Source organism: Bradyrhizobium sp. Kon56 (genome assembly GCF_055807635.1).
The window spans coordinates 1-201 of sequence record NZ_JBVVOU010000696.1 but is presented as its reverse complement, the minus strand read 5'-3'; the positions used below and the strand labels follow the sequence as shown (position 1 = coordinate 201).

1 protein-coding gene is annotated in these 201 nt (G+C 53.7%); it reads right to left on the bottom strand.

All coding sequences use genetic code 11. The features are described 5' to 3' along the window. A partial coding sequence (locus AC0L3B_RS40560) for a GMC family oxidoreductase N-terminal domain-containing protein (RefSeq protein WP_473383769.1) occupies nucleotides 1-201 on the bottom strand: 201 nt, incomplete at both ends.

Below are 201 nucleotides of genomic sequence, written 5' to 3'. Positions count from 1 at the left end.
GCTCGTTAAACGTGATCGGCCGGTTGATGCGATAGGCAAGGTTTACATAAAAGTGGTTGCCATAATTCTCGCCGACCCCCTTTAACTCATGGCAGATCTCGATCCCTAACTTCTTAAGAACTTCCGGCTGGCCGATGCCCGAAAGCTCCAATACTCCGGGAGACTGGATAGCGCCGCAAGAGACGATCACCTCCGCGCCAC